The sequence below is a fragment of the Enterococcus sp. DIV1420a genome (assembly GCF_051712165.1).
Classification (GTDB): Bacteria; Bacillota; Bacilli; order Lactobacillales; family Enterococcaceae; genus Enterococcus; species Enterococcus faecalis.
Genome location: NZ_JBIOOI010000001.1, coordinates 289,647 through 308,000 on the forward strand (window position 1 = coordinate 289,647; position 18,354 = coordinate 308,000).

An 18,354-nucleotide genomic window follows, 5' to 3' on the forward strand; every position below is an offset into this window, starting at 1 on the left:
CTCCTATAATTTAAAACCATTTGCAACTGACATTTGACTATGTGCTTATCTTGGATTCTCTATTGGCGGGTGGATTTTATTATTCATTCTCGAGAAGCCAAGATCGCAGTTGACGTTTGCTCCAGCAAGTTTTTCTGTCAGATAATCGCCGGCCTGTTGGCATCCCTTTCGCTATCAATTCATCTAAATAAGCTTCTGAACAGTTATTTAAAAAACGTCTTACTCCAACTCTTGTGTAGATGAGGTCATTGTCTAGCTCGCTATCTTTTCTAGCTCGCTCAATCGCTTCTAAGGTAGTCTCGTACACTTGCTTACTAATTGCATTCAATTGTTTCTTATCAAGTGTATGGGATACCTGAACGACTACTGGCGGTGTTTCGACTTGTTCCATCGGTTAACCCTCCTTATAAATTTTTTCATTTACCAGCCAGTCAACTAATTTTTTGTAGACTGTTTTACGCACAGACAAGATTTTCTCATTTTCAATCTGTCCTAGCGTTTTAGATGAAATACCAATTTCTTGAGACGCCTCATCTAAAGTAATGTTTTTTCTTGCTCGGCGCTCACGTAATTTAGCAATCATTTCTAAATCTAGTTCAAACATTTTCTCGCCTCCTTTATTTCCCATTTTTTGGGATTTGATACTTTGATTATAATTCCCAATAAATGGGAAGTCAAACTTTTTTCTCATTTATTAGGAATTAAATTTGATTTTACACAAAAAGTGATGTACTCTATCCATAAGAATACTAACAAGAAAGGAGTCTTCCTTAATGAACAGGCTAAAAGAATTAAGGAAAGAAAAAAATATTACTTTAGTTGAGTTAAGCGAAGAATTGGATATTCCCCGTTCCACTCTTAATAGATATGAAAACGAGGACAGTGAACCAAAACAAGAAACTTGGGAAAAAATTGCTAATTATTTTAAAGTTTCAGTTGGCTATCTAATGGGAGTTAGTGAGCAAAGAGTTAGTGATGAGTATGCCTTGAAAGTAGCTAAAAAAGCTTACTATGATTGTCTTTCTTCTGACAAACTCAGTGATACCAAAAAAAAAGCTTTGGAATATTTTAATAATGAAAATCTAGATTCAATTCTTACACAAGCGATGCGAGAATATCTTACATCATTATGTGTAGGAACTGATCCAGAGTGGGAAATTTTAGAAAAAACAGATTTTCTTTATCCGTGGTTGAGAGGTTACTTAATAAATATTTATTCTAAAAAAGTTAAAACAAATCAAAATTTAATCATAAATACTTATTTTAATATCCCTTCTTTTGATGATATTGATGAATACGGACGTTTAAAAGACGACATACAAATACCAATAGAAAAAGACTTCTATAGTTTTTTTAAAAACGATAGTTTTCACAAAGAAATAGAAAAACTAATTGAAACTGATACCACACTTATTGCATATGATTATGAAACTTCCATAGATAATGAACTAAAAGATGATATCAATAAAATTTTGGGTAATGCTCGTTCTGAGATTTATAGTTTAAAAGAAAAATATCCTGATAAACCTAGTAAGATAGAACAAGTAACTATACTAATAGACGATGATTTTTCACCGTTATGGTCACGTGTTGGCTCTAGCGATCTTAAAGATGAATTAAATCTATCCGAAACTACAAAGCAGATATTTATTCAAATCGCTTCAGAATTTATCAAATCACTTCAAAATCAATCAAAAGAATAAATAAACTCTCTTCCCTGTGTGGCTTATTTCGACCTGTAATTTTTGTTGTGCTTCCATACGATAACCCGCCTAACGAGCCTTTTCTGGCATTTTAAGCGTTGTTTGATAGATAACTACCCCAACATTCAGAATCAGCTTGATATCATCGTATGAGCGCCCTAATAAGATGAGACCTGTTGTCAGTTCTTCAATCTGATTGACTGCCGCCTGCTCTTTAGTAGTGAGAAAATCTAACGGTGTGGCTTTTGGCTTAGCCCCTCTAGCCTCACATAGCTGTTTAGCATTGAAGCCCAATGCTTTTTTATAGACAAGATCAGTGAAATGCTTATAAAAATGAGCACTGAACCCCGCTTGTTTGATTGCGTCAGTCATAGTTACACGGATCGCTTTTCCTTGAAGACGTTTTTCTTTCCATTCAAGCTGACCATACATAAAAGCAGTAAGTATTTTTCTAGCCCACGCTCTGAACTCACGAGCTTTTGGTTTAGGTGATAAGAACCCAATTTCCATTATTCCGTCTTTGGTGAAAACTAAAGTTTCACGCTTAACAATTCTCTCACCTTCAAGTACCCTCAATTTGTGGGTACTTGAAAATTCCTTACTCCGTAAATATGGATTCCTCATAATTATATTTTCAATACCTGATTTACTTCTGTATTCCAACGCATTCGCTAATTGTTGAATGGTCATGTAAGGATTCCTTTTGTTATCCACCCATAGGTCGCAAGAAATCCCCTGAAACAATTCTTCTTGTGCTAAAACTAAATTCTGCATCGCTTAGTCCCCTTCTTGTCTTTTTTTAGGATGCAACCTTCATTAATATGAACGAGGTCGAAATTTTCGACCTGCCTCTCATTTCGCTTATACAGCGTTACATTTTGTATCTTTGTTCTATGTTTTGAAGGTCTGCATAATTTTGTGCTATCCCTTTTTTATGCAACCCCCCATTAGCTTTCTTTCCGTGCTGCTAATAATTCATCAATCGCTTTTTTAACACGTTCTTCGCGATCTTTACGCATTGGTGTGCGTAGCCATACTGATAAGTTGCTTTGTGCAATACCGACTTTATCGGCTACTTCCCAATACAAGATACGATTTGATTCAATCTTGTTTCGAATTTCTGTGTTTGCTTTCATTTTCTCACCTCTTTTTCGTATCAATAGATCACTTAATTTGCAACCTATTGATAACAATAAAGCATTTTGTTTTAATTGTCAATAATAAATAACATTATCGTCATCTATAGGTTACAATTTTTCTTATTTTATAATTGTTAATAAAAATTGCTATTATTGTAACGTTTGTGTAAACTATTATTGGAGGTGTTTCGATATGTTAATATTTACGTTAGATAAGATCTTAGCGGAGAAAGGTCTGTCCATAAACAAATTATCCGAACAAACCGGTATTTCTAGACAAGCTTTAACTAAAATAGCTAACAACCAAAGCAGAATGGTCAAGCTAGAAACGATTGAAACTTTAGCTCGTCATCTTGATATATACTACGGTGAACTTTTTTATGAGATTAACGACCCAGGGAACATAACTATTTTCCACATTGAAAAAAATGGTTTTAATGGATCTTACTTATTTGAAATTTCTATTGATAATGGTGTTGACTATACTTATAAGGAGAACATTGTAATAGATTATGTTCTGAAAGTTGCAAACGATACTACTGCAGGACTTCATTTTATCCCGAGAAATATTGAAGATAATTCTTACTACTATAAGTTTGAAAATCTTCATTATACTGAAGAAAAAAGGATCATAAAACTATGCGCTCATCAATTTATTGAGTCTCTCACTGAACAAGAACTTCATGAGTTAAAAAAATTTACTTATCTTTATATTGATTTTGAATCACTTTTTTCTTTTTCAAGAAGATTAGTTAGCGGTTTTGAATATTACGATGAACCACTTGGTGATTATGAATTAAATGACCGTTATTACTCTATAGTTCCTGATTTTTCCGATACTGAGCGTTTAAGCAATGAACCTTCATTCACAATAAAAGCTGTTTTTTCTTAAAAATCATATCTACATACTATTCACGTAGTGGTAGATAGGAGAAAACAATGATACTCATCTATTAATTCTTGCAATAATCTTTGAATTTTTTTGTTTTCCATGATATACTTTCCTCCTAGTGTATTTTATTTTTTATCGCATTCAATCTCACTATTCTATGATTCATTTTTCAACGATTGCCTCCTGTAGCGGAAACTGCAGGAGGTATTTTTTGTTTTATTTGATTAGTTCTCGGTTTATCACCAGTAGCCCATCTATACCCTTGTGCTTCTAAAACACTATTAAACTGTCATAATCTTCCTGTGTTTTTAAGCGATAATATTTAGGTATTTAAAATTAATGCTTTCCATGTTATTATTTAATTAACTTATTTTTGATTAATGCCTTACTTCGTTGGTGGACGAGGTAGGCTCTTTTTTTACATATTCCTCTAATTCACTTATTTTTTTGTAGAGCATGCCGCTTAAAATACTCATATGACCAGAACAACGTGCAGTTTCATGAGCCAACTCAAAAGTGGCACCCGCTTCATTTTTTTCATAACCCACTGAAAGGTTCGCTAACATATTGAGGTAATCATCAATACAAAAGTGTAAGGCTTGAATTTCAATTATTGTGTTTTTTACATCCATTTGTATCCTCTCCTTCCACAAAATCTAAAAGTTTATTTACCTGTTGAATTAAGCCGGCTTCGATATTTTCTAAAGTGAGGGAATTACTTTACCTACATAAATCATTTCACCTTCACCGCCTTAAACCATTCTGGATATTTCACTAGTAATTCTAAAAAGTTCACAATATCATTCCGCTTCTCTTCTGGGAGGTTCTTCATTATTTGAGATAACGAGTTTACCTGTTCATTGATTTTTTGCTCTTTTACTGATTGGAAATGGATAATCATTTGTAGACCTCCAAATCATCAAACAGGTCCCTTTGACCATTTACTGTGTCTATTTTAGACTGTAATTCTAAATCTGGTTGCCACTTCGGAATCAAATGTAAAGCTTCTTCAAAATGTACTTTAGGAATATCTACATACGAACTAACATCAAACACTCGCTTTAACTGACTGTAGCAATTACTGAATGCTGACTTATTAATACTGCTATTTTTATAAGCATTTGCTTTTTTTCCGCCTAATACCTTGATAACCGTCGATTGAACCATGCCTTGGATTTTTCTACGCTGGCTAGCGTTTAAAGCAGTTTCTGTTTCTAACTTGTCTAAGCGTTCGTTTACCACGCCAATAGCTCGCTCGTGCTTCAGCGCCGTTTCTAGCAATAGTTCTGTGTTGCTCATTGGTAAAGCTTTAGCTTGCTTTTCTACTTCAATAAAATATTGTCGAGCTTGTTTTCCTTTATCTGTACGTTGAATCATAGATAACTCTTTTGCCATGTCTAATGTTAAAGCATGATTAATAATGCTCCGTTTAACGACTCTTGAACCTTCATTTTTTTCTGAAAGTTCATTTAGCTTGATAAAATCAACAGATTCAGAAAATCCATATCTACACATATCTTCGAACCATTGTGTGTACGGCGTTTTCACTTCTAAAAATTCATGTAATTCTCGGCCACTTGTCACTTGTTGTCCGTTCTCGTTTGTTGTTACTTTAATTAGCTCATTCATTTTGTTGCCTCCTCTTCGAGCTCGTCTAGTTCAGTTTGGATCGCTCGCAATTCATCAACTTTCTTAGCTAAACAGTTTAATATATTTGCAGAGCCTTTCATTTCGGGATCAAGCACTAGAAATTGTTGACTAATGATTTTTCCGTCCTTCATATAAGTATGAATCTTTTTATCATCAGAAAAGAACTGTGCAAAAACGATCTCATTATCTTCTCCGTGCATGATGTAGCCAGCATTTCCTTCTGATGTTTCTAATACAGAGTTCCCGATAAATCCTTCAATGGCTGGATAATCGTCTGTCACTATGTTGTAAATAGGTGTTTCTTCTTGAAATGCTCTCAAAATGAAATCGATCTCTCCGATAAGTTTGTCCTGTTGTTCCCATAATTGATCTTGCTTGTTCATAGTTATTTCCTCCTATTTGATTAATTCAATTACTGATTTTTTCCAACGAATTTGGTAGCCGTTGTGTCCGTTGTTTTTAGAGAACGGGAGTAATTCTGCATAAAACTCCCCAGCATCGGTTATTTCGTATTTACTTCCTTCTATACGGGTTTGAAGCCCCGCTTCTATCAAACGGTTGTTTACATCTTGAGCATTGCACTTAATCATTTTTCCGATTTGAGTTGGGTTAAATGTCTCTTCTTTGCCTTCTTTATATGGAAGTAAAGCTTTCCAAGGGGATAAATCAGAGCCGGTTTCTTGTTCTGTTAACTCAATCGCTTTTGCTGAAGCTATTCCTTTGCTCACCCCAAGTTCTTGCATATATTTTGCTGTTGTAACGTTTTTACGTAGCACAGTGTTTAGTGACTTCGGTCTGTTTGCTGACTTCTTAGTCGGATTAAAATAGCTATTCACCAATTCGCGTTGGACTGCCCAAGATAATGGATCGTTCATTGACTTAGTTAACATTGGATACCCTGTTTGAGTGATTAACACTAACTGACTATCATAGGGTCCGACGAAATTCGTACGAGCCTTTAATTCTTTTAACTCTTCACCTTTCAAGTAAAAGTAATCAACACCTTCAACAAAGTATTCTTTGTTCTCATTAAAGTTTCTTCTCGCAGTCCCCTCTGGTCGTTGATGTAATTCATCCACGTCTTTAAAAGTCACAACTCGTTGTTTCTGATATTCTTTGATTAATAAATCTGTCGTTATATCATTTGCTGTGATTTGCATTGTATTCATTTTGTCGCCTCCTTCAATCTAATTATTTTATAGCTTCCTATGTTTGCGGCTATGTGCTTACCTTTGCTTCTCTATTGGCGGGTGGATTTTATTATTCATTTTCGAGAAGCCAAGATCGTAGTTGACGTTTGCTCCAGCAAGTTTTTCTGTCAGATAATCGGCGGCCTGTTGGTAGCCCTTTCGCTATCAATTCATCTAAATAAGCTTCAGAACAATTATTTAAGAATCTTCTTGCTCCAACTCTTGTATAGATGAGGTCATTATCAAGCTCGCTGTCTCTACGAGCTCTCTCAATCGCCTCTAGCATCGTTTCATACACTTCCTTACTAATTGCATTCAATTGCTTTTTATCAAGTGTATGGGATACCTGAACGACTACTGGCGGTGTTTCGACTTGTTCCATCGGTTAACCCTCCTTATAAATTTTTTCATTTACCAGCCAGTCAACTAATTTTTTGTAGACTGTTTTACGCACAGACAAGATTTTCTCATTTTCAATCTGTCCTAGCGTTTTAGATGAAATACCAATTTCTTGAGACGCCTCATCTAAAGTAATGTTTTTTCTTGCTCGGCGCTCACGTAATTTAGCAATCATTTCTAAATCTAGTTCAAACATGATTTCCCCTCCCTCACGTTTTGTGAGTAAAATATAACATTCTCATATTGTGAGTGTCAAGTGTTAAATTCACAAATTGTGATTTTTTTGTAGAAAAAAATTATTTTTTTAGTATAATAGTTTTATAACAATAGATAGGAAGGTGAGTTTTATGAAGAATAGAATTGGTGATTTACGCAGAGAAAGAGGATATACTCTCAAACAAATGGGAGAAATTCTAAACATACGAGATAATACTCTAAGCCAATACGAAACAGGTAAAAGAGAACCCCAGTTAGGAATGATGATGTCCCTTGCTGATTTTTTCGATGTTTCTTTGGAATACCTTATGGGGGAAACAGACAGACGCGACTATCCATTAGCTACTGACGACGATGCTATAGATCTTTTAAAAAGATTACAAACAAAGGAAATAAATTACTATAATGTATCCAAAGAAACTTCATTCGAACTAGCTCTATGGGCGACAAAAAATCAAGAGTTATTGAATAAGGATTATCCAGAACTATTAACCGAAGCTCATTTTTTTATAAAACAGTTGGAAAGTGATCATAAGTCTTTAAAATGGTATCTTGATTTCAGAAAAAAAGAAACTGAGCAATTAGATCGTATTATAGAATTACTAGAGCTAAGCCTTGATAATGAATTTGACGGTGCTTCTGTATCCCAAGTATTAGAGTTTTTAGAAGAATCTACTCGTATTTCCTATGATGATTTAGAGAAAACTTTACAATTTATGAAAAATTGCCAAGATGATTCTAGTGATGATTAATTTTTTGTAATATACAAAATAATCCCCTCTTTTCTACATACTATTGGCGTGGTGGTAGATAGGAGAAAAAGAAAATGACACAAATTAACAAATATACAAAAAAAGACGGGTCAACCGCCTATATGTTTAATGCTTATGTGGGACGTCATCCGAAAACTGGTAAAAACGTTTATCGTAAGCGACAAGGATTTAAAACAAAAAAACAAGCACAGATTGCTCTTGCTGACATTCTGAAAGATATAGACGAAAATGGATTGGACAATAAGCCCTCTGTTTTGACATTTAAGCAACTTTACGAGAAATGGTTAGCACAACAGCGGTTGACGATTAAACCCTCATCAGTCGCTGTAAATAAGCGTTTTGCTGAAAAACACATACTGCCATATCTTGGTGAATACAAGCTTGATGAGATAACAGTTTTACAGTGCCAGGACTTAGTTAATAAATGGTTTAATCAGGGACATAAGCAATACTCATTCTATAGAAAACTCACAGCTCAAATTATGCGATATGGCGAATCTATGGAGCTAATGAATAGCAATCCTATGTGTAAAACAATCCTTCCTAAGTGGAAAGAGGAAGAAACAAAACTGGAGTATTATACTAAAGATGAATTGAATCATTTTTTTGAATGTCTAAAACAATATGGTAATTTCAAACAGTTAGCGTTTTTTAGGCTGTTAGCCTTTACTGGCTGTCGTAAGAGTGAAGTTCTAGCCTTACAGTGGAAAGACCTAGACACTGCAAATAAGAGCTTGTATATAGGTAAGACCGTAGCACAAGACGAATTCTATAATATACTCATTCAAACGCCCAAAACGGCTTCTAGCACACGTTCTATCAGCTTAGACAATGAAACACTTCAAATCATGGCTAAATGGCGTACAATCCAAAGGAGCGACTATTTCCAAATGGGCTTTAATACATCAAGTGAAGAACAATATATTTTCACGAATAACCATAATAAATTACTTTCACCAAACGTGGTTAACATATGGCTAAACTGTTTAATAAAAAAGTATGATTTACCTAGAATCACACCACATCATTTTAGGCATACACACGCAAGTTTGCTTCTTCAATCAGGCATACCAATTAAAGAAGTTGCAGAACGATTAGGACACACTAGCACCACTATTACAGATCGTATATACTCCCATGTTATGCCCGAAGAAAAAGAAAAAACAGCAGAAAAATTCGCCCACTTTGTTGGGTTCTAGGAGGTTCTTATTATGAAAATAACACAAGACTATATGAGTGACGTTCTTATTCGTATGGCATACCATTCAAGCGCTATAGAGGGTAACACCATTTCATTGGCTGAAACTGTCTCAATTATCTTAGAAAGTGTTATATCAACGAATGAACAAGGTTATAGTATTCGTGAGTTTTATGAAGTAGAAAACCATAAGCAGGCATTTAACTATATTATTGAATTGTTAGAAGAAAAGAAAGAGTTAACTATTGAGATTGTCAAAAATATTCATTCATTGCTATTAGATCGTATTCAAGAGGATAAAGGACAGTTCAAAAAAACACAGAATGCGATTTTAGGATCAACTTTTCAAACAGCCACCCCACAAGACACTCCTTTTCTCATGCTTCAATGGGTAGATAATACAATTTACCGTATGAGTGTTAGCACAACAATAGACGAAGTGGCAGAAACCTTAGCGGATAGCCATATTCAATTTGAAAGAATCCACCCTTTTAGTGACGGTAACGGGCGAACTGGTAGACTTCTGAATATATTTTTAGCCTTATCATATGGTTATCCACCTATCATCATTGAAAAAGAACAAAGAGGGCAATATATTAGATTACTTTCAGAAGAGAACTCTAATGACTTAGCAAATCTTTTTAAGAAATCAATGTTATTTGAACAAGAAAGAATGACGCAATTTGAATAATGCACAGACAAAAGCACAGACCTTTACTATTTTAAGTACAAAAAAAGAGCTAGAAACCTTATATATAAAGGTTTCTAGCTAGAATCAGTAACATTATTAATGAAACAACGTGTTTAATCATATAATAAACCAACAAATAAGTAAATATCAAATTCTAAATTCTGTAAAAAACGAACAATCACGATTAAAAAAAGTATTCCTTTCTAGGAATACTTTTTAAATTAAATCGTTTGTGTGGTCGGGCGAACAACCATTTCACTGATTGACATACGATCTGGCGTGTCTATGGCAAAGACCACTGCTTGCGCAATGTCTTCCGCCTTTAAGCCCCAACTTAACTGTTCTAGATGTAACGTTTCAGCTACTACTCGATTAGAAATTGTTTGATAAAGTTCTGTTTGTACAGCACCTGGTGAAATAATCGTTGATTTAATGTTATTCTCTCTTTGTTCTTGTCGCAATCCTTCCATAATTGCTCGAACAGCAAACTTTGTTCCACAGTAGACAGCCGAATCTGGATAAACGACATGTCCTGCCACAGAATCAGTAGCAATAATCTGCCCTGATTTTTGTTCAACCATAATTGGAAGAACTGCCGCAATGCCATTTAAAACACCCATAATATTAATATCTAGCATTTGACGCCATTCTCCTTTTGGTGCTTCAATAAGAGGCGCCGTTGACATAACTCCTGCATTGTTAAAAAGAACATCAATTCGTCCATATTTTTCCATTGTAAGCTTGATTACACGCTGAACTTCCTCTTCTTTCGTTACATCTGCTTGTTGCACGAGAATCGTTGCTTCAGGAAGTTCTTTTTTTATAGCAATTAAACGTTCTTGTCGACGTGCTGCAATGACTAACTTCGCTCCTTTTCTGGCAAGTAAACGGGCTGTTGCCTCACCGATTCCACTGGAAGCGCCCATGATAACAATAACTTTTTCTGATAATGATTTCATTATATTTCCTCCTTATCTTCCTGAATCCAACGAATAATTTTAGCTGGTGTTCCTGCAACAATAGCGTTAGCTGGCACATCTTTAGTTACAGTCGCATTAGCTGCTACGATAGCATTTTCACCAATCGTAATACCTGGTAAAACAGTAACACCCGCGCCTAACCACGCAAATTTTTTAATGGTAATTGGTGCTAGCAATACGCCTCGCCGTTTCATTGGCAGTTCCGGATGATTGACACTTAAGAGATTAACGCGCGGACCAATTAAAACATTGTCTTCAATTATAATGCCCCCTAAATCAACAAACATAGCTGCCCGATTAATAAAAATATTTTTACCAAAATGTATATTGCGTCCAAAATCTGTATAAAAAGGCAATAAAATCGTAACGGTTTCGTCAATTTTGTCTTGGATAATCGTGGCAAGAAGATTCCTTACTTCATTATGTGTATAGGCTTGTTGATTTAATTCTATTAAATAGCGACTATTTTCCTCTTGAATCTGATGAATAAGTTGAAATAGTGGTTCATCTTTATCAATGCTACCTGTTGCAATTAGTTCTTGGAGATTTTTTGTAAGCATTCCTAATCGCCTCCTTTTGCTAAATTTATCGTAATACGTGACAACTCCTCTGTCTAATACTTATAATAAATAGATAAGTATGCGTTTTAGTTATAGGAGGGAAAGTAATGGAATTACGAGTGATTCACTATTTCTTAGCAGTGGTCCAAGAAAAAACGATTAGTGGCGCAGCCAAACAATTGCATGTATCACAACCAACATTATCTAAGCAATTAAAAGAATTAGAGGAAGAATTAGGCGTGACATTATTTATACGCGGAAATCGACAAATACAATTAACACCTGAAGGAGAATATTTAGCTAAACAAGGGCAAGATATTTTAAGCTTAGCGAATAAAACAGTCACCAACTTGTCGCAAAATGAATTCATTAATGGCGAAATCACGATTGGTGGCGGCGAAACAAAAGCTATGTCTTTTTTAGCGAATGCACTACAACAAATAACAAGCCAGCACTCAGCTGATATTCACCTTCATTTATACAGCGGGAATGCAGATGATGTAATAGAACGGCTAGACAAAGGATTATTAGATTTTGGTTTAATTATTGAGCCTGCACCTAAACAAAAATATAGCTATTTAACATTACCAGTTGTAGATACATGGGGCTTAATCACTGTAAAGGACCATCCCTTAGCCACTAAAAATGTTATTACTGCAGCCGATTTAAAAGAAGAACCTTTATTTATTTCTCGACAAGCACAAGTTCCGAGCCAACTCTCTGATTGGCTCGAAGCAAGTCTAGATCAGTTCCGAATCGTTGGGACCTACAACTTACTTTACAACGCTTCACTGATGGTAGAAGCTGGGCTAGGTAGCGCCCTAAGCATTGATGGTATTCTAGAAACAAAGCAAACAAATTTACGTTTTATCCCGCTATATCCTGCTTTAACAGCCAAAATTAGTTTAATTTGGCGCAAAAATACGGTTCTTTCCACAGCTGCTGCATTATTTTTAGAACAAATAAAAAAAAGTATTCAACGCCCTGAATAATAGGTCGTTGAATACTTTTTTAAATCATCACTGTGATCGTAGCTGCAGCCAAAATCAAAACCAAGCCGATAATCGTTACGGTCATTTCCTTGGCTGTTTTCTTTTGACCTAAGAACCAAATACCTGTCAACGTTGCAAGCACAACTGATGTTTGGGATAGAATAAAGCCAGTTGCCAAGCCGTTCATATCTGGCTGCGCTGAAATTAAATAAGTTAACGCTGCAAAGGCGAAGAAAAAGCCTGAAAAAATTTGTTTGTAAGAAACAGCTTCTATAAATGGGGATGTTTCCCCACCCTTAATAGTGACAACTGCTGAGTAAATAACTGCCACAATTACCATGCCTATTGCTTGTGGTAAAAAGGCATGCATGCCATCAATTGCCGTTGCTTGGGGTGCTGCAGAGTACGCCCAATAGCCGATTTCACCAACGGCTAATAGAAGAACTGCTTTTTTCATAATCCCAGCACTCTCAGCGGACTCCGTTTCCGACCAGACCGTCATTTTGGCACCAATCATGATTAACACTAAGGCAAATGCGCCTAACAATTTGGCTGTCGCACCTGGCCAGTTTCCTAAGAAAAAGACACCCCAGAGAGAAGCACCTAAAAGTTGGAACGCGGTCGTTACTGGCATGGCACGTGATGAACCAATCATCGTGAAGCATTTAAACGTAATGATTTGCGCACAGGCCCAACCGACACCAGATAAAATTGAAAAGAATAAATCCATGCCCGTTGGAAAAGCTAAACCATTAATCATTGAAAAAATAGCGGCAAAAATTAATGTTCCTAAACTGGTACCAAGAATTTGATTCACTGGACGACCACCAATTTTGGAAGCGATTGTCGGGAAAAGCCCCCAACCTAGAAGCGGTCCTAAACCGATTAATAATGCAGTCGCATTCATCTCTATTTCCCCTCTCTCGTTTAAAAGACAACGTTACTTTCTAATAAAATATTTGCGTAAGGAGTCATTTCCCCTGTCCGAATAAATGCATGGCAGTTGTTTAATTCTTGTTTCATTTCTGTATGAGGAATAAAACTGATGGGAGTTTCTGGTAAACGAGTTTCAATTGCTGCCAACATGTCAGGATTTTCTGTTTTAATTTCTTCTGCTAAATAAATTCGTTGAACTGCCAATTCCTCAAGGACATTGTTTAAAACTTCCATAAAACTAGGGACGCCATTGGTAACTGCTAAATCAATTTTTTCTGTAGTCCGAGGCACTGGCATGCCTGCATCACCAATACTTAATTTATCAAAATGACCCATTTGTGCGATAACGCGGGAAATATCTGAATTAATAACTTTTGTTTTTTTCATGTCGCTCGCTCCTTTTTATTTGTCTGCCAATTCGTGTTGATAAGGAATCGAAGGTTGGGCTCCAAAACGTTGAACAGTCAACGAGGACGCCTTGTTTCCATAGCGAATAGCTTCTTCCAAATTGCTAAAATCTTTTTCTAATATACTACTTAATGCGCCAATAAAAGTATCGCCAGCAGCCGTTGTATCAACCGCTTTCACTTTAAAAGCAGGCACAATACCACTTCGTCCATTGACGTCATAAAAGGCGCCTTTACTACCTACTGTAATAATTACTGCTTCAATCCCTAATTGATGAAGTGCTTCTGCGGCTTTACGCATACTCTCTTCATCTGTGATTTTAATGCCTGTTAAAATTTCTGTTTCTGTTTCATTTGGTACAATCATATCTGTCACGTTTAGTAATTCTTCAGGAACTTGTTCTAACGCAGGTGCGGGATTTAAAATCGTTTTGACGCCTGCTTTTTTAGCAATTTTAAACGCTGCAATCGTACTATCAATCGCACTTTCAAATTGGGCAATCACAAAATCACTTTTTTCAATAATTTCTTGATGTTCCTGGACTTGTTTTGGCGTAAAGGCGTTATTGGCTCCTGCGTAAATCATAATGCTATTTTCACCAGCGTTATCTACCATAATAAAGGCTTGGCCAGTAGCTGTTTTTTCTAAAGTGGTGACCCCAGTTAAATTAATTTCATCTTGACTCATTAAATCAGTCATCATAGCTCCAGCGCCATCATTTCCCACAGCACCAATAAAATATGTTTCTGCGCCTGAACGTTTCGCTGCAACTGCTTGGTTTGCTCCTTTACCACCACCCGCTGTAAAATGTTCAATGGCGTGAATTGTTTCGCCTGGTTTTGGCATTTCTTTGACTCTTAATGTTGTGTCTAAATTGATACTTCCGATAATTGTAACCGCGTTCATTTTCATCCACCTCAATAAAATTTATTTTTTCATTCTAATTAAAACGTTTTAGTAAAACGTTTTAATTCCACAACAAAAATATAGCACACCTTGAAAGCTATTTCAAGGGTGCTGTCGAAAATCGTTCAATCAGTTGGACAGGCAAGGTTTGCTCCTCCCAATCTTTTGCAGGCTGATGGATTCTTTCCAATAATAGAGTCGCCGTAGTTTGCCCCAATTGAAAAACAGGTTGAGCAATTGTTGTTAGCGGCGGCGAAACATACTCGCACATATCAACATTGTCATAACCAATAATACTATAATCCTCAGGAATTTTTTTGCCCGCTTCTGCTAATCCTCGATATAAACCAAAAGCAATTTCATCATTGATAGCAAAAATTCCGGTGCTCTCTGTTTTTAAAATTTCGGGGACAGCTTGGTAGCCGCCAGTTTTTGATAATTCTGTTTCGATTAACTGGACCTTTTCCGTATAAACAGAACAAAAACCTTTTAACCGTTGCTGAATATTGACTGGCGCATGTGGTGGCATTACCACGACGACCTGTTCATGTCGTTGCTCTTGTAAATGTTTTGCTGCTAGTTGCCCACCTCTATAATCGTCTGTCAAAACAGCGTCGCTAAAGCCTTCTGCTTTTTTTTGGTCAAGTACAATAAATGGAATCTTTTTCGCACGTAGCGTTTCATTAATCGTTTGATTGGAAATTTCAGAACTTGCAATCACAAAGCCATCGACACTACGACGAATCAACTCTGTTAAATATTCATGTTCTCTTGTAACATCTTGTTCCGCATTACATAACATCAGTATAAAATTTTCTTTGTATAAAACACTTTCAATTCCTCGAATCAATTGCGCGAAAAATGGATTAGTAATATCAGGTACGATTACGCCAATCGTCTTACTTTTTTTCATCACCATACGTTGCGCAAAATAGTCGGGCTGATAGTTTAATCGCTCTTTTGCAGCCAATACTTTTTCGACCGTTTTCCCACTAAACCGTGCCCCATTCCCGTTTAAAATTTGTGAAACGGTAGTAATGGAGACACCTGAGTCATTGGCAACATCTTTAATTGTAACCTTTTTATTTGTCATCCTACTTCTCTCCTTGCCGTGAACGCGCCCATTCACCGGACCTCTTAATCTCATTTAATTTACTACAATCATTTACTTTACGCAACCACAAATAAATACGTACATTCGTTTAAACCGTCCTTTCATCCCTTCAACAAATTTCGTTGTTCTACTTTTAAAATGTTATACTGTAGAAAAAATGATTTACTTTTTGCTGAATGGAGGGCCTTAATTGAAAAAGAAATCGATTGGTTTGTTGTTAGCTAGCGCATATTTGTTTCACGCACGTTCTCGTCAAAAATCCTTAAAAGCCTGTCTTTTTGAAGATTCTTTACGTCTTTCCCAAATTGCTCGTCTTGAACGAAATCCGAAAGTCACCAAGGCTTTTTATCATTGGCAACGATCATTAAATGAACAAGTAACTTTGCCAAAACATTTACGTCATCTTTTTTCTCTTCAAGAAATGACTCAATTTCCTACGATGTATCGCATGTCAAACTCCGTTATTGCGCCTACCAAGAAAGCTGTACTGTACCTGCATGGTGGGGGCTTTACATTGAATCTCGCCTATAGCCAATTAGACTTTAGTTATAAACTAATTGAAGATCTCTCTTTTGCAACAGATTATTTTATCCCTGTATATCCATTAGCACCAAATAAGTCTTTTGCTGATATTTATAATCATTGCTATGCTGCTTACCAAGAAATTTTACAGCATTATGATCCCGAAGATGTTATTTTATTAGGTGATTCTGCTGGTGGTACATTGGTTTTAAACGTATTGCAGAATTTAGCCATCGATTTCCCTGAACGCTTACCCAAAGCTGCTGTTTTAATTTCTCCTTGGTTAGATGGACATTTAGACATTCCCGTTGCCAAAAGTTATCAAAAAAAGGACAAAATGATTGGCATGAACTATTTACAATTAATTGCCCAAGAGATTGACGACACGGCCAATCACTCCACGCTTTCTTTAAATTGCTTGTCCTTTGATTATCAAAAATTTCCGCCACTTTTTTTCGTGGGCGGCACACATGAAGTTTTTTGCCCTTCCTATCACCAATTTTTAAAACAATTAGGGCCACGACCACAAGATACTTGCCGATTGGTGCCTGGCATGCAACACGTTTTCGCAATGAAACAGTACTTGCCAGAAGGACGACAAGCGCGGAAACAAATTGCACAATTTATCCAAGAACAATGGTAAAAGGCAAATGGGACAGAAGTCAAAACGACTTCTGTCCCACTTGCCTTTTTAGAACAAAACACTTAGTTTTCTTCGGCGACTTTTTTCTCCCGCATAGTCAAAACAGCGCTAGCCAAAAGAACAACCACTACAAAAGCAATGATTCCTCCTACTAAAAGACTCGGACCTGCCTCACCTAATTTGCCTAAAAATAGGCCTGGGATTAAATAATCCGTATCCGCAAACGTTGAGGATGCTAACTGTAGATCACCCAAGACTGGTAAAATGAATAACGGTAACCAACTAATTAATAAGCCATTAAACGCAGCCCCTAAAATCGCTCCCCGACGTCCCCCTGTGGAATTTCCAAAAACGCCTGCCGCGGCACCACAGAAAAAGTGCCCGACAACGCCTGGTATAATCACGGTGGTATTCAGACCAACCATCGCTAACATTGAAATAGTTCCCACAATAAAGCTCACAAAGAACCCAATCAAGACAGCATTTGGCGCATAAGGAAAGATAATGGGAACATCAAGTGCTGGTTTAGAATTAGGCACTAATTTTTTAGCAATTCCTTGGAAAGCTGGCACAATTTCTCCTAAAACCATCCGCACACCCTGTAAAACCACTACGAAACCAGCCGTAAAGGTTCCTGCTTGAATTAATGAAAAGATGATCGCATTTTCGCCATTGCTTAACTCATGCTCGACATAGCCTGTCCCAGCCAGCAAAGCCAAAATCACATAGACAATCGACATCAAAATCATAATTGAGATGGTTGAGTCTCTTAAAAAACCAAAACTTTTAGGAATTTTAATATCTTCCGTTGACTTTTCTTTATTCCCAAAGACTTTTCCAATAAAGCCACTTGCCGCATAACCAATATTCCCTGTATGCCCCATTGCTACTTTATCATTTCCAGTAATTTGTTTCATAAAGGGCTGACAAAGAGCAGGTGTCACTGTTAATAAAGTTCCTTCAAATAAACCACCTAAAAGAATCATTGGCAAACTAACGCTAAAACCGGCCCCCACTAAAATAACGGCTGTCAAACACGAAACGTACATCATCGCTTGACCTGTCAAAAAGATATATTTAAAACGTGTAAAACGCGCCAACAGAATATTAACAACCATGCCCACCAACATAATCAGAGCAGTTGGTGTCCCATATTGTTGCAAGGCAATCGCTACAACTGCTTCATTACTAGGCACCACGCCTTGTGTATTTAACGCGGTTTGGAACATCTCCGCAAAGGGCGTTAATGAGTTCGCCAATAGCCCTGCGCCACCAATTAAAACTAAGAAGCCGACGAATGTTTTCAACGTTCCTTGAACAACATCAGAAAATTTCTTTTTCTGTAAAACTAATCCCAACAAAGCAATTAATGAAACCAGAATCGCTGGCTGGCTAACAATTGAAACAAATAAATTCAATAAAGTTTCCATGTTTTCCTCCTT

25 protein-coding genes are annotated in these 18,354 nt (G+C 36.4%); 7 read left to right on the plus strand and 18 right to left on the minus strand.

The genetic code is table 11. The annotated features are described in order from the left end of the window. Positions 1–79: 79 nt before the first annotated feature. Positions 80–391 carry a hypothetical protein gene (locus tag IGI80_RS01710; RefSeq protein ID WP_438722532.1) on the minus strand — a complete coding sequence of 104 codons (312 nt, stop codon included), beginning with the start codon at positions 389–391 and terminating at the stop codon, positions 80–82. A gap of 3 nt (positions 392–394) precedes the next feature. Continuing rightward, positions 395–604 carry a helix-turn-helix domain-containing protein gene (locus tag IGI80_RS01715; RefSeq protein ID WP_438722534.1) on the minus strand — a complete coding sequence of 70 codons (210 nt, stop codon included), beginning with the start codon at positions 602–604 and terminating at the stop codon, positions 395–397. A 169-nt stretch (positions 605–773) separates the two neighbouring features. Here IGI80_RS01715 and IGI80_RS01720 point away from each other — a divergent pair, with 169 nt between their 5' ends. Continuing rightward, entirely contained in the window at positions 774–1,703 is a 930-nt protein-coding gene (locus tag IGI80_RS01720; RefSeq protein WP_438722535.1) for a helix-turn-helix domain-containing protein, read from the plus strand. Positions 1,704–1,772: 69 nt separating this feature from the next. Here the strand turns inward: IGI80_RS01720 and IGI80_RS01725 are convergent, their stop codons facing one another. Continuing rightward, positions 1,773–2,477: a BRO family protein gene (locus IGI80_RS01725; protein ID WP_438722537.1), complete on the minus strand. Its 705-nt coding sequence runs from the start codon at positions 2,475–2,477 to the stop codon at positions 1,773–1,775. Positions 2,478–2,650: 173 nt separating this feature from the next. Then, positions 2,651–2,839 carry a hypothetical protein gene (locus IGI80_RS01730; protein ID WP_438722539.1) on the minus strand — a complete coding sequence of 63 codons (189 nt, stop codon included), beginning with the start codon at positions 2,837–2,839 and terminating at the stop codon, positions 2,651–2,653. 196 nt (positions 2,840–3,035) lie between these two features. Here IGI80_RS01730 and IGI80_RS01735 point away from each other — a divergent pair, with 196 nt between their 5' ends. Then, a complete protein-coding gene (locus tag IGI80_RS01735) occupies positions 3,036–3,734 on the plus strand; it encodes a helix-turn-helix domain-containing protein (protein WP_438722540.1) in 699 nt (232 codons plus the stop codon). Between the two features lie 377 nt (positions 3,735–4,111). On the opposite strand, the gene IGI80_RS01740 is transcribed toward IGI80_RS01735, so the two are convergent. The 7 genes from IGI80_RS01740 to IGI80_RS01770 form a co-directional block, all read right to left on the minus strand. After that, positions 4,112–4,366 carry a hypothetical protein gene (locus IGI80_RS01740; RefSeq protein ID WP_438722522.1) on the minus strand — a complete coding sequence of 85 codons (255 nt, stop codon included), beginning with the start codon at positions 4,364–4,366 and terminating at the stop codon, positions 4,112–4,114. Between the two features lie 101 nt (positions 4,367–4,467). Continuing rightward, the gene (locus tag IGI80_RS01745) at positions 4,468–4,635 is read right to left on the minus strand and encodes a hypothetical protein (RefSeq protein WP_438722542.1); all 168 of its coding nucleotides are present in this window, start codon (positions 4,633–4,635) and stop codon (positions 4,468–4,470) included. Then, entirely contained in the window at positions 4,632–5,363 is a 732-nt protein-coding gene (locus IGI80_RS01750; RefSeq protein ID WP_438722544.1) for an ORF6C domain-containing protein, read from the minus strand. Before IGI80_RS01750 ends, IGI80_RS01745 begins: the two co-directional genes overlap by 4 nt. Continuing rightward, positions 5,360–5,767, minus strand: a complete 408-nt coding sequence (locus tag IGI80_RS01755) for a hypothetical protein (protein ID WP_438722546.1) — start codon at positions 5,765–5,767, stop codon at positions 5,360–5,362. Before IGI80_RS01755 ends, IGI80_RS01750 begins: the two co-directional genes overlap by 4 nt. A gap of 12 nt (positions 5,768–5,779) precedes the next feature. After that, complete coding sequence (locus IGI80_RS01760; RefSeq protein ID WP_438722547.1) at positions 5,780–6,553, minus strand: ORF6N domain-containing protein; 774 nt, start codon at positions 6,551–6,553, stop codon at positions 5,780–5,782. Positions 6,554–6,644: 91 nt separating this feature from the next. Continuing rightward, complete coding sequence (locus tag IGI80_RS01765; protein ID WP_438722548.1) at positions 6,645–6,956, minus strand: hypothetical protein; 312 nt, start codon at positions 6,954–6,956, stop codon at positions 6,645–6,647. A 3-nt stretch (positions 6,957–6,959) separates the two neighbouring features. Next, on the minus strand, positions 6,960–7,169 hold the full coding sequence (locus IGI80_RS01770) for a helix-turn-helix domain-containing protein (protein ID WP_438722534.1): 210 nt from the start codon (positions 7,167–7,169) through the stop codon (positions 6,960–6,962). Between the two features lie 151 nt (positions 7,170–7,320). Here IGI80_RS01770 and IGI80_RS01775 point away from each other — a divergent pair, with 151 nt between their 5' ends. The 3 genes from IGI80_RS01775 (at position 7,321) to IGI80_RS01785 (ending at position 9,851) form a co-directional block, all read left to right on the plus strand. After that, complete coding sequence (locus tag IGI80_RS01775) at positions 7,321–7,941, plus strand: helix-turn-helix domain-containing protein (protein ID WP_438722549.1); 621 nt, start codon at positions 7,321–7,323, stop codon at positions 7,939–7,941. A gap of 74 nt (positions 7,942–8,015) precedes the next feature. Continuing rightward, a complete protein-coding gene (locus IGI80_RS01780; RefSeq protein ID WP_438722550.1) occupies positions 8,016–9,161 on the plus strand; it encodes a tyrosine-type recombinase/integrase in 1,146 nt (381 codons plus the stop codon). 12 nt (positions 9,162–9,173) lie between these two features. Further along, a complete protein-coding gene (locus tag IGI80_RS01785; RefSeq protein WP_438722552.1) occupies positions 9,174–9,851 on the plus strand; it encodes a Fic family protein in 678 nt (225 codons plus the stop codon). 221 nt (positions 9,852–10,072) lie between these two features. Here the strand turns inward: IGI80_RS01785 and IGI80_RS01790 are convergent, their stop codons facing one another. After that, complete coding sequence (locus tag IGI80_RS01790) at positions 10,073–10,810, minus strand: SDR family oxidoreductase (protein WP_438722553.1); 738 nt, start codon at positions 10,808–10,810, stop codon at positions 10,073–10,075. Next, positions 10,810–11,391, minus strand: a complete 582-nt coding sequence (locus tag IGI80_RS01795; RefSeq protein ID WP_002355105.1) for a DapH/DapD/GlmU-related protein — start codon at positions 11,389–11,391, stop codon at positions 10,810–10,812. The genes IGI80_RS01790 and IGI80_RS01795 overlap by 1 nt, the downstream gene beginning before the upstream one ends. Before the next feature lie 107 nt (positions 11,392–11,498). On the opposite strand from IGI80_RS01795, the gene IGI80_RS01800 reads away from it, so the two are divergent. Next, entirely contained in the window at positions 11,499–12,383 is an 885-nt protein-coding gene (locus tag IGI80_RS01800) for a LysR family transcriptional regulator (protein ID WP_002370030.1), read from the plus strand. A 19-nt stretch (positions 12,384–12,402) separates the two neighbouring features. On the opposite strand, the gene rbsU is transcribed toward IGI80_RS01800, so the two are convergent. The 4 genes from rbsU to rbsR form a co-directional block, all read right to left on the minus strand. Beyond that, entirely contained in the window at positions 12,403–13,290 is an 888-nt protein-coding gene (rbsU, locus tag IGI80_RS01805) for a ribose/proton symporter RbsU (RefSeq protein ID WP_002359154.1), read from the minus strand. A gap of 20 nt (positions 13,291–13,310) precedes the next feature. Beyond that, complete coding sequence (gene rbsD, locus IGI80_RS01810; protein ID WP_002359153.1) at positions 13,311–13,706, minus strand: D-ribose pyranase; 396 nt, start codon at positions 13,704–13,706, stop codon at positions 13,311–13,313. Between the two features lie 15 nt (positions 13,707–13,721). Then, positions 13,722–14,639 (minus strand): ribokinase, encoded by a 918-nt coding sequence (gene rbsK / locus IGI80_RS01815; RefSeq protein ID WP_002404607.1) that lies wholly within the window; start codon positions 14,637–14,639, stop codon positions 13,722–13,724. Positions 14,640–14,730: 91 nt separating this feature from the next. Further along, a complete protein-coding gene (gene rbsR / locus IGI80_RS01820; RefSeq protein WP_010709908.1) occupies positions 14,731–15,726 on the minus strand; it encodes a ribose utilization transcriptional repressor RbsR in 996 nt (331 codons plus the stop codon). Between the two features lie 211 nt (positions 15,727–15,937). On the opposite strand from rbsR, the gene IGI80_RS01825 reads away from it, so the two are divergent. After that, positions 15,938–16,912, plus strand: coding sequence for an alpha/beta hydrolase (locus IGI80_RS01825; RefSeq protein ID WP_010709909.1), 975 nt, complete (start codon positions 15,938–15,940; stop codon positions 16,910–16,912). Between the two features lie 62 nt (positions 16,913–16,974). On the opposite strand, the gene IGI80_RS01830 is transcribed toward IGI80_RS01825, so the two are convergent. Continuing rightward, positions 16,975–18,342, minus strand: coding sequence for a PTS ascorbate transporter subunit IIC (locus IGI80_RS01830; RefSeq protein ID WP_002355097.1), 1,368 nt, complete (start codon positions 18,340–18,342; stop codon positions 16,975–16,977). Positions 18,343–18,354: the final 12 nt, after the last annotated feature.

What these genes read in the sequence shown, in the direction of transcription:
- IGI80_RS01740 (WP_438722522.1), bottom strand. Translation starts at nt 4,366, where the DNA reads ATGGATGTAAAAAACACAATAATTGAAATTCAAGCCTTACACTTTTGT.
- IGI80_RS01760 (WP_438722547.1), bottom strand. Translation starts at nt 6,553, where the DNA reads ATGAATACAATGCAAATCACAGCAAATGATATAACGACAGATTTATTA.
- IGI80_RS01830 (WP_002355097.1), bottom strand. Translation starts at nt 18,342, where the DNA reads ATGGAAACTTTATTGAATTTATTTGTTTCAATTGTTAGCCAGCCAGCG.
- IGI80_RS01755 (WP_438722546.1), bottom strand. Translation starts at nt 5,767, where the DNA reads ATGAACAAGCAAGATCAATTATGGGAACAACAGGACAAACTTATCGGA.
- IGI80_RS01795 (WP_002355105.1), bottom strand. Translation starts at nt 11,391, where the DNA reads ATGCTTACAAAAAATCTCCAAGAACTAATTGCAACAGGTAGCATTGAT.
- IGI80_RS01715 (WP_438722534.1), bottom strand. Translation starts at nt 604, where the DNA reads ATGTTTGAACTAGATTTAGAAATGATTGCTAAATTACGTGAGCGCCGA.
- IGI80_RS01770 (WP_438722534.1), bottom strand. Translation starts at nt 7,169, where the DNA reads ATGTTTGAACTAGATTTAGAAATGATTGCTAAATTACGTGAGCGCCGA.
- IGI80_RS01710 (WP_438722532.1), bottom strand. Translation starts at nt 391, where the DNA reads ATGGAACAAGTCGAAACACCGCCAGTAGTCGTTCAGGTATCCCATACA.
- IGI80_RS01775 (WP_438722549.1), top strand. Translation starts at nt 7,321, where the DNA reads ATGAAGAATAGAATTGGTGATTTACGCAGAGAAAGAGGATATACTCTC.
- rbsD (WP_002359153.1), bottom strand. Translation starts at nt 13,706, where the DNA reads ATGAAAAAAACAAAAGTTATTAATTCAGATATTTCCCGCGTTATCGCA.
- IGI80_RS01735 (WP_438722540.1), top strand. Translation starts at nt 3,036, where the DNA reads ATGTTAATATTTACGTTAGATAAGATCTTAGCGGAGAAAGGTCTGTCC.
- IGI80_RS01765 (WP_438722548.1), bottom strand. Translation starts at nt 6,956, where the DNA reads ATGGAACAAGTCGAAACACCGCCAGTAGTCGTTCAGGTATCCCATACA.
- rbsU (WP_002359154.1), bottom strand. Translation starts at nt 13,290, where the DNA reads ATGAATGCGACTGCATTATTAATCGGTTTAGGACCGCTTCTAGGTTGG.
- rbsR (WP_010709908.1), bottom strand. Translation starts at nt 15,726, where the DNA reads ATGACAAATAAAAAGGTTACAATTAAAGATGTTGCCAATGACTCAGGT.
- IGI80_RS01790 (WP_438722553.1), bottom strand. Translation starts at nt 10,810, where the DNA reads ATGAAATCATTATCAGAAAAAGTTATTGTTATCATGGGCGCTTCCAGT.
- IGI80_RS01780 (WP_438722550.1), top strand. Translation starts at nt 8,016, where the DNA reads ATGACACAAATTAACAAATATACAAAAAAAGACGGGTCAACCGCCTAT.
- IGI80_RS01730 (WP_438722539.1), bottom strand. Translation starts at nt 2,839, where the DNA reads ATGAAAGCAAACACAGAAATTCGAAACAAGATTGAATCAAATCGTATC.
- rbsK (WP_002404607.1), bottom strand. Translation starts at nt 14,639, where the DNA reads ATGAAAATGAACGCGGTTACAATTATCGGAAGTATCAATTTAGACACA.
- IGI80_RS01725 (WP_438722537.1), bottom strand. Translation starts at nt 2,477, where the DNA reads ATGCAGAATTTAGTTTTAGCACAAGAAGAATTGTTTCAGGGGATTTCT.
- IGI80_RS01785 (WP_438722552.1), top strand. Translation starts at nt 9,174, where the DNA reads ATGAAAATAACACAAGACTATATGAGTGACGTTCTTATTCGTATGGCA.
- IGI80_RS01800 (WP_002370030.1), top strand. Translation starts at nt 11,499, where the DNA reads ATGGAATTACGAGTGATTCACTATTTCTTAGCAGTGGTCCAAGAAAAA.
- IGI80_RS01720 (WP_438722535.1), top strand. Translation starts at nt 774, where the DNA reads ATGAACAGGCTAAAAGAATTAAGGAAAGAAAAAAATATTACTTTAGTT.
- IGI80_RS01750 (WP_438722544.1), bottom strand. Translation starts at nt 5,363, where the DNA reads ATGAATGAGCTAATTAAAGTAACAACAAACGAGAACGGACAACAAGTG.
- IGI80_RS01745 (WP_438722542.1), bottom strand. Translation starts at nt 4,635, where the DNA reads ATGATTATCCATTTCCAATCAGTAAAAGAGCAAAAAATCAATGAACAG.